We start from the raw sequence: 9,292 nt of genomic DNA, 5'->3' as shown, positions 1-9,292 counted from the left end.
TCCGTATAGACGAGTGGGTGGCCACGCTTGGGCGACTGGGCTTTAGCCGGTGGCACGAGCAAGCTCTCCTCGACCCACATCGTCACGTCTCCTCGGGCTATCAGCCCCTTGTTGTACTGCGCCCAGTTCTTGACGCGGTAGATCCCCTTGGGGTCGGCTTGCTGTTGGTTGTCCTTGCGCATCGTCCCGGAAAAAGTCCAAGACACTACGCAACTTCGTCAGAAGTTAACAGAGCCAGAGTTTCAGCCGTTGCGCGTAAACGTCAGCCCAACCGACCCCGGATTTATGCAACAACGCCCCTTGTACCGGACATCTTCCAGCGTACGGAGATTCCGGACTTTCCGGATCATCCGGCTGCGATGTGGTGGGCGCTGGGCTTCATGCCCATGCCGATGGGCCGCGCCATCTCGATCCACTGAGGATCGGCGATGGACGGTACGAGGCAAATCGCGCAACGCATGGTGATCGCGGAAGAGACATTTGTGCAGACAGTTCAGGAACTCACCGGATGCACCCGCGAAGAAGCAGCTAAGGCGCTGACGACAATGCGCAAGCTGAAAGTGGTCAAGCTGGACAGTGCCATGGGGCGCTACCGTGCTACGCACGGCGCCTATATGGAGCCCGAAGCGCTGCGCAGAGCCACATGTACTAACCACCTGGATGTGCGAGCACGCACTTCCTTTTATCCGTCGGGAGACCTCCCGGCCGGATGGTCTCCCTTATCCCTTGAGAGACCGACATGTACAACCAGATCATTGAGAAATTCATCGAGGCCCAGCGTACGGCACGCCAGGCTTATCAGGACGCCGCGCAGTTCGAGCGCGAGGCGTTGGCGGCCACATCCGCCCCCGAGCCGTTCTTTGCTGTCGGCATCCGTTCCGAGTACCGTCAGGAAGACGAACTGGAGAAGTTCTGCTTCGCGCTGGCTGGGAACATCGTCAGCCGCGCGCGTCGCGAGTTCGCGCCGGTGGGTGCCCGACTCGATATCGACAACAATGCCGAGTTCGACCGAGCCGGACTGGATATCGGCAAGGCGCTGAAAAAAGGCGAGATCCCCGATGTCGACCAGCTCTGGGCATCCCTCAGCGCGTACTACAACGGCGACGGCGGTGCCACCACCGCGTACCGGCAAGCTGCGGCACGCATTGTCCGTGGCTTCGGCTTGCACCGGAATGCGGAAGTGAAGCGCACCGCGTCCGGCGTCGTGCTCAAAAAGAGCGTCCATTCCGAGGCGGGGTGGAAATCTGCCCGCCGCAGGGTTGGTTACTACAGCACGCAGCCCACGGCAGACTGCCTGTCAGGCCTGGCTACCTTCGCCGGAAAGGCGGGTAACGCGGTGCTGGCGAGCATGCTGCAGCGAATCGATCTGCATCAGCTGGAATACACCTCACGCGAGAAGATGTCCATGCCGGGCCTCGACATCATGCTCTACAACGACAAGTGGGAGTTTAAGTTCTCGCACGAGTTGGCTGAACCGCTCATGCTGTTCGTGGGCGAGTACGGCCAGGACGCCATGCAGGAACGGCACTGAGATGTACAACGCGCTTGTTGAGGCGTTTCGCTCGGCGCAGGGCACTTCGCTCGATGCCTATGACCGGGTCTGCGCGCTTGCCGCGCAGGTCCGCGCCGATGCGACGATCGTTCCCGTGCCTATCGACCAGGCTGGCGACTTTCGTCGGTTCCTTCGACGCCTCGTTGCGAGCCTGATCGATCGGGCAAGCAAGGAGTTCGGCATCGAAGGCGCACCCGTGTGCATCGACGAGACGCGCATTCCGGTGAACGGCCACCCGAACATCTGGGAGGCCATCCGCGCCGGCGATACGCCCGATCTCGACCGCTACTGGCGGGTGCTGGCCGAGCGGTACCAGGCCAGCGGCCGCGCGTCCGTCACGGCGCGTTGCAGCAGACGCGCATGCCGACGTGCGCGCGGCCTTGCTAGCGCTGGCCGCGTATGCGCAGGATGCGGGCGAGCTCGCCCTGGCAGGATGCCTGCGCCAGTTCGACCATGGTGAGGTATTCGCTGCGCAGCAGCGGCGGACTTTCCCAGGGTTGGACGTCCTGCAATACAACGAGTACTGGGAATTGCGGTTCGCCGCGCGTCTCGGAGAAGGCCTTCTAGCCTTCGTCGCCCAGCACCAAGAGCCGGCTGCTGCCTAAGCAGCTTGGCACCTTCTCCTGCCCCGTCGACGACGGGGCATTTTCTTTTTCGGGATCACTATGACTCACTGGTACGAGCCCTTGCGGGCCATCGTCAGCCTCGGTTCGCAGGCGGACAAGATTTCCCATATGGGAGAGTTGCATGCTGCGCGGCAGAGGCATCTGTCGCAGTTCTTTACCCCCGATGCCATCGCCCGGTTGATGTGGGGCGTTGTGGACAGCTGGCGCCCTGGCCGTAAGGTCTCGGTGTTGGACAATTCTGTCGGCTCCGCCCGGCTGTTGCAGTTCGCGGATCCGGCGGCGCACACGCTGTATGGCGTCGACGTGCATGAGCCGACGATTGCCGCTGTCCAGCAGTGTGTAGCGGCCGCCGGCTTCGAAGGAAGCTTCCGCATGGCTGGGATGGAGGAGATTCACCCGCGTCACTTCGACGTAGCCATTATCAACCCGCCGTTCTCGATCCACCTCGAATCGCCGCACCTGCAGCCCTTCGGCTGCACCACGTGGGGCCGGTTTGGGGCCAACAGCAGCGCCCTCAGCCATGAGTATGCGCTGGCCCAGGCGCTCGAGGCCGCGCAGGTGGTGGTAGCGTTGTTGCCGACGGGCTTTGTTGACCGTTTCGCTAACCTTCTGGATCACCGGGATGCACACAGCACGGCCGCGCGCCGCGTGGTCGGCATCTTTGATTTGCCGGCCTCGGCCTTCCGGGAGGAAGGCGCCACGGTGCACACCTCCATTGCGGTGTTCGGCCGCTACCGGATGGGGCGCGTCGTGCGTCAAGCGCACGGCGATTTCACCGTCCCGCTGCCCGGCCTGGACCTGAACGTGGATGACCGTCATTACCATGAGCCACGCCTGAACCATCAGGTGCTGGACGATACCGGCCCTGCAATCACGCGGCCGGTGACTTCGCAGAAACGGGTACGCATTATGGACGGCCGTCGAATCGTCCTGGGCTTCGAGTGCGGATTCGTGGAGGCAATGGTGCTCAACCGGCTGTTCGAACGGCGCATCCTGCCCCTGGACGGTCAGCGTCTGCCGCACGGCATGCGCTATGCGGGCAGCGGCCGCCTCGATCTGGAAGCCTATCTCGTGCAGGACGACCCGATGGCCGCGCTGGACAGCCTTCTGCGGCTGATCCGTGACGCCGGCGGCGTGCCCGAACTGGCACCGGGCTTCTTGGAGCATTTTGGGAAGCGGCTGCGGCGTAGCGCGCGCCAGGCGACGCCCCTGCGGCACACCGTCTGGACGACTGGCGTGAATGCCGCGGAAGCCATCAGCGGCGTGGCCCTCAAAAGCCATGTCGCGGATCCGCTGAAGTGGGGCAGCCCCGTGATCAAGGCAGGCGAGGCCGTAGCATTCGTTCGCCAGCCGGACGGCCGCTACGCTTACCAGGCGGGCACGGCTCAGTTTGTGCTGACGCTGGACGAGCTCATGAGCCGCTTTGCCGTCAGCCGGTCGGCCCAGACATGGGAGACCGTGCACGAAGGCCTCTCGGTGAAGTACCCGGGACAGGCCCTGGCGCTGCGTCGGCGCATGCGGGCGCTCGGCATCGATCGATGGCTGAACTGGGAATTCCAACAGGATGACCTGGTGGAGTTGCTGCAGAAGCCGTCTGGTGCAATAGCTGCCTGGGAACAGGGTTGCGGCAAGTCACGGCTCGCCGCTGCGCTGATCCTGCTGGCAGGCGTCAAGCATGGCTTGATCGTCGTCGAGGCACGGCTGGTGCCGGAAATGCGTGCCGAGCTGGCGCAGATCCTGCCACCGGCGGCGGTACACGTCATCGACTCGCCCGAAAGTCTTGGCGCGCTCGGGCAGATCAATCTCATTGCCTACGAGCGGCTGCGCATGTCGGTGTGCCGGGAAGCGTCTCGGCGCGTCACATACGCCCATCGGCTCCGACGCCGGATTGGCCTGCTGGTGGCCGACGAAGGGGAACGGTTGTCGAATCCAAACAGCGACCAGAGTCGCGCGCTCTGGCAGCTGTCGGCGAGGCGCCGCTACATCCTCACCGGTAGCCCCATCGCCAACTACCCGCGGGACGTCTTTGGCCTTATCGCCTTCACGGGTGGTGACGGTACCGCCGCGCAGCCCTATGGCTACCGTCGTGGCTATCTGGATAGCCACTGGCTGGCCACCATGCAGCATGCCCAGCGCGGTGTAGATCGGTTCCGGGATGACTTCGTCGTGCTGGAATGGGTGACATGGGAGTTTGCCGAGAGCCTGCAGGATGGCGCAAAGCGGGAGGTGCCGAAGATCGGCAACTTGCCGCTGTACCGCCAGATGCTGGCGCCGCACGTCAAGCGCCGGCTCGTTTGCGAGCCTGATGTGGCCAGGTACATCCAGATCGATCCACCAGCAGTCGAAGTGGTCGAGACGGACTGGGACCCGGCGCACCTGTCGTTGTATCTGCGCACGGCCGACGAGTTCGCGCATTGGTATCGGGAAATCCGTCGCACAGACGGACGCTCGAACAACCTGATCGCGATCCTGGCGCGCATCCGCGCAGTGCACTTCGCCGCCAACTACACGCAGCATGGGGTGGACGGGGTGGGGGCGCTGGGGCAGCTGACCAGCAAGCAACGCGCCGTGATCGACCGCTTGAATGCGATCGCCGAGGAAGGAAAGCAGGCCATCCTGTTTGCCGAGAACCCCGGGGTGATCGACCTGATAGCGGGGCAGCTCAAGGCTCGGGGCGTCGAGACAGTGCCATTCCATGGCGGCATCCCGATCACGAAACGCGTGGCCGACAAGGACAAGCGGTTTGTGAACGGCACGGCCACCGCCCTGCTGTGCACGAAGGGTTCGGGTAGGGCAGGGTACAACCTGCCCAATGCCGACTACGTCCTCTTTTACGACCGCTCGTGGACCTGGCGCATCGAGTATCAGGCGATGCGACGCGCGCTGCGGTGGAACCGGAAGGGCCAGTTGAGGGTCGTGTATTTCCCCCTGCCGGGGAGTATTGATACGTACCAGGACCAGATGGTGGCGCACAAGCGCGACGCCATGGAAGCCGGGTTGGACTGGGCGACCCCGGAACTGGAGGATGAAGCGTTTCTGCACATGGATACGCTTCTCGATGCATTTGTCGAGGACCTGGCGGCGCTACACGGCCGCAAAAATCGTGACCAGCGCCAGCTGCTCAAGGAGGCTGCATGAAAGCGACTGAATGCACTGTCACCCTGGGCGAAGGCGTAGCGACGATCAAGCGCCGCGGAACGCGCGGCACGATTGTTGCCAATGTCCTCGGCACGGTGGAAGCGGAAGGGGTGCAAGTCATCTGCCTCGATCGCCTTGTCCATGGCATCTTTGAGAGCGAGATGGGCGGTTGGCAGGTCAGCGGGGCGGTCACCACCCTGCTGGCCCGACCGATCGGCCCATTGCCGGAGAACGGCACTCAAAATAGCTGAGCTTTCGGGGCAATGTGACGCCCCAAACCGCCATAAGATGGTTTCCGTAGTGCCCGCTACGGAAACTCTCTCAGTTGGACCCTTCTCCCAGCCCTCCCTTCGTGGAGGGTTTTTTTTCGGCTGATCGCCGAGTTCCGAGGGCAATGGAAGAGCTGACGGCCGAGTTCGGCCACGAAGCGTCATCCAAGGAGCCTCTCGCCGGTGACCGCTTCTGGGCTAGTCTAGGTCATCTGGCCGCGCTGCAGGGCGTCCGAACCCGTTCATGGACTCCGGCCCGCTTCCCTTCCCCCAAGCCATCGCGACAAGCGATTCGGCTAGCCGTATAGAATTGATTTGCCAGGGTATGTGGGAATTCAGGGCTCGTGCTTTCCAACTGCTTCATGTACTCCTCCAGACCACCATCTTCACGCTTGCCCACCGCGTCGATGCTGTGCTTGATAGCCGCGAGCAGGTTCGCATCTAGCTTTACACTAAACCAGCCTGTTATTATTTGCCAATAAGATGGCCTTCGTCTGTAGTAGGTGTGCCTAGACGGATTAGTATCCAGGCTTAGCCCGAAGGAACAGGAAGAGGAAAGCGTGAATGGCCGCGAAGCGGGAAAAGTATTCGGATGAGGAGCACAGCATCCTCTACGCTGAGACTGGTGGAATATGTCCACTTGGTAAGGAGTCGCTCCTTTTTACGAAAGCTGGCGCTCGCAAACCTCAGAAAGGTTACGAGGTTGCCCACATTTACCCCCTGAACCCAACGGCAGCCCAAGCCGCCGCCCTTGCAGGCTATCCTCCGCCAACGGATATCAATGGCCTAAGCAATGTCATCGCGCTTTGCCCCAACTGTCACACCAAGTATGATAAGCAATTCCAGGTTGACGAATATCTCGCGCTTAAGGAGATTAAGCACGGTTTTTTGAGTGATGCCAAGGCAAGGCAGAATATATCGAGATTCGCCCTGGAAAAAGAGGTCTACGAGATTCTCGACCTAATTTCCGCCCATGACCCAGCCGACGACAGCGATACCACTCTCAGTTTCGACCTGACGACCGTGGAACAAAAGCTAAAAACTGGTATGAGCCCTCTCCAGAAACGAGAGATCAAAGCCAATGCAGTCGACTATTACATTCGCATTCGAGACCATCTGAAGCAATTAGAGCAGCAGGACCAGTTTGCCGTTTTGCTTCTCCAGCGACAGGTGAACACATACTACATCGCCATGCAGCAGGATCAACCGGAGAACAAGGATCTCGTTTTCAACTACGTTGCTCAGTGGATTAGTGAGAAAACGAACAAATCGTTGTTGGCGTCAAAGATCCTGGCATCTTTCTTTGTACAGAACTGCGAGATCTTCAGTGTTGATCCCCTCTAAATTCACTCGCCTCGAAGAATCGACCATTTTCAAGATGAAAGCCATTTTTGCTGACAGAAAGGAAAATGAAACGGTTCTGGACGCGTACAACCGAAGCCGATCCAGCTTCACCGATGCCATCGAGTTCTTGCACGCCATGGATATCCTCTTCGTGCTTGACCTAATCGACGTCGACGCCGGTTCGGAGTCGCTCCAGTATGCTTAAGGAACTTCGATGTTCAGTCTTCAGGCAGCCGGTGATCGTGTTTCACCCTGGCTTGAACATCATCCTTGGCGACGATGACGCCAAGAATTCAATCGGCAAGTCGTCGGCGCTCATGGCAATCGATTTTGCGCACGGCGGTAACAGCCTCCTCCAGGACAAGTCGGGGGCAATGAGGGTCATGGGCCCTCATCGATATGAGTTTGCATTTGTCTTCAGGGGCCAGACCTATCGCTTCTCACGCTCGACCGATTCGCCGGATACGGTCAATATCTGCGATGAAAGCTACGGGATACGAGATTCTGTCGGCGCCGGAGAATTCCGCAATACCTTGAAGACGTTGTACAGCCTCGATACATGTGAAGGACTTTTCCGATCTTTGGTAAGCCCATTTGCACGCATCTGGGGCAAAGGTGGGCTGGACGTAGATGCGCCGTTCGCGGCAGACCCTGCGGAGGCCGGAGGCATAGCAATTGGCCGGCTAGTGGATCTGTTTGGCTACAGCGCAAAGACGGCCGCAGCAAAGAAAACGGTGGAGGATCAAAAGGCGCGTCGTGGGCTGATCAAGAAGGCAATGGACGAGAAGATCATCCCTGGCATAAACAAATCCCAGTATAAGGCTAACCTCCGCGATCTCGGTGAAAACGCGCAAAGGCTCGACGAATTGAAACAGAGTTTTGGCGGGGGACTCTCAGTCTATGACACGATCTTCGATGATAGGCTCAAAGCATTGCATCTTGGAAAGACGGACCTCTTGTCGCTAAAAGGCGAACTTCACGGAAAAATCCGGCGCTTGGAGCGCGAGATTTCGGGCATCACACCGCGCCTTGCTGCCAACATCTCCCTGGTCGCAGAGTTTTTTCCTACGGTCAACGTTGAGAAGCTTGCCAAGGTTGAGTCCTTCCATCAGAAGATAGGAAGTATTGTTAAGAAGCAGCTCAAGAATGAACTGGAGGAAGCACGGAAACAAGAGCACATCTTTGCCGAAGAGATTCGCAGGATCGAGGAAGAAATTCAAAGCGGATTAAAGGGCAAAGGCATGCCTGACGATATCTTCTCTCGAATCCTCGGACTCAAAGAAAAGACAGATCGGGCAACTGTGGAGAATGAATACTATCTTAAGAGAGCGGATCTGGACGACGCGATCGTAACCTCCAATGCGAGGCTCGAGCAGATCTATTCGTCGATTTTCCTAGAAATCGAACGAGACATGAATGCTCGATTGAAGTCGTTCAATACGGTTGTCTACGGTGCCCAACGAAACAGCTCGGAACTACGTATTCGAAGTGCAAATTCTTACACGTTCTCGTCGCCAGACGATACTGGCACCGGAAAATCTTTCGCAGGTCTAATCGGTTTCGACTTGGGCATGCTCGCACTAACTCGTCTGCCCTATATTATCCACGACTCTGTAATCTACAAGAACATCGAGGTTGCTGCTACCCGCCGGATTTTGAGGATACTGTCTGCGACCAAGAAGAAGCAAATATTTCTCGCATTCGATGAGGCGAAAAAATTTGGCTCACAAACAGAAGTTTTGATTCAACGATTTACTGTATTAAAGTTGAGTCACGCTGATTTACTTTATCAGAGAGACTGGCGAACCAAGTAGACGGCTCTCAAGAGGACGATAAGTATGCCCCGTCCAGTAACCAGTGCATCAGCATCATTGCTCGGTCACCTGGGCGTCTCATCCATTTTTGAAGCGGTCATTCGCTCGCACAGACTCGGATGACAGCTCAGGGTCGTCATCCGCCCCCTGTAGCCAGGTTGGCGAACCGCCAAGGTGATGGGCGCTTCTTGGCCAGCAAGCGACGTTGACTGCCGCAAGCAAGGCTGCCGGGCTTGCGTCGCCTGTCGTACCTACCCCCTATAGGCCGAGAGTCTCGCGGCTCCAGCGAAGTCGCTGTCGTTTGTGAGAGCCGTATAAAGTGAGACTGACGCCGCAGTTATGAGACTGGGCGTCAGAGTTATTGCGACTACGCGCCGATCGACGTCCGATGTTCAGATGGTATGGACGCCTCCCCCCGGAAACGGGGCGCCGCTTACCTGCAAGAGGAACTGTAAGGATCCTCGCTGCCATGGCATCCCTATGCCAAAGTGGAGGTGTCGATTGCAACGACCTTGATCGGGAGGATCCAAAATGAAGCTTACCGTCATT

The 9,292-nt window shown here is 59.0% G+C and carries 7 protein-coding genes and 1 pseudogene; 7 read left to right on the top strand and 1 reads right to left on the bottom strand.

The genetic code is table 11. The features are described 5' to 3' along the window. Window positions 1-182: pseudogene (locus K309_RS0132510) on the bottom strand (IS5/IS1182 family transposase); the annotation flags it as partial. A gap of 557 nt (window positions 183-739) precedes the next feature. Between K309_RS0132510 and K309_RS0132505 the strand changes: the two are divergent. The 7 genes from K309_RS0132505 (at window position 740) to K309_RS0132470 (ending at window position 8,743) form a co-directional block, all read left to right on the top strand. Then, window positions 740-1,531, top strand: a complete 792-nt coding sequence (locus tag K309_RS0132505) for a hypothetical protein (protein ID WP_029050168.1) — start codon at window positions 740-742, stop codon at window positions 1,529-1,531. A gap of 1 nt (window position 1,532) precedes the next feature. Beyond that, window positions 1,533-2,012 (top strand): hypothetical protein, encoded by a 480-nt coding sequence (locus K309_RS38345; protein ID WP_232232597.1) that lies wholly within the window; start codon window positions 1,533-1,535, stop codon window positions 2,010-2,012. Window positions 2,013-2,217: 205 nt separating this feature from the next. Continuing rightward, window positions 2,218-5,316, top strand: coding sequence for a DEAD/DEAH box helicase (locus K309_RS0132495; RefSeq protein WP_029050167.1), 3,099 nt, complete (start codon window positions 2,218-2,220; stop codon window positions 5,314-5,316). Then, entirely contained in the window at window positions 5,313-5,567 is a 255-nt protein-coding gene (locus K309_RS0132490) for a hypothetical protein (protein ID WP_029050166.1), read from the top strand. Before K309_RS0132495 ends, K309_RS0132490 begins: the two co-directional genes overlap by 4 nt. A gap of 582 nt (window positions 5,568-6,149) precedes the next feature. After that, the gene (locus K309_RS0132480) at window positions 6,150-6,929 is read left to right on the top strand and encodes an ABC-three component system protein (RefSeq protein ID WP_029050164.1); all 780 of its coding nucleotides are present in this window, start codon (window positions 6,150-6,152) and stop codon (window positions 6,927-6,929) included. A gap of 34 nt (window positions 6,930-6,963) precedes the next feature. Next, complete coding sequence (locus K309_RS44190) at window positions 6,964-7,134, top strand: ABC-three component system middle component 7 (RefSeq protein ID WP_369796565.1); 171 nt, start codon at window positions 6,964-6,966, stop codon at window positions 7,132-7,134. Next, entirely contained in the window at window positions 7,127-8,743 is a 1,617-nt protein-coding gene (locus K309_RS0132470; RefSeq protein WP_029050162.1) for a DUF2326 domain-containing protein, read from the top strand. The genes K309_RS44190 and K309_RS0132470 overlap by 8 nt, the downstream gene beginning before the upstream one ends. Window positions 8,744-9,292 lie beyond the last annotated feature (549 nt).

The sequence above is a fragment of the Cupriavidus phytohabitans genome (assembly GCF_000426345.1).
GTDB lineage: Bacteria > Pseudomonadota > Gammaproteobacteria > Burkholderiales > Burkholderiaceae > Cupriavidus.
This window is presented reverse-complemented; position numbering and strand designations above follow the sequence as displayed.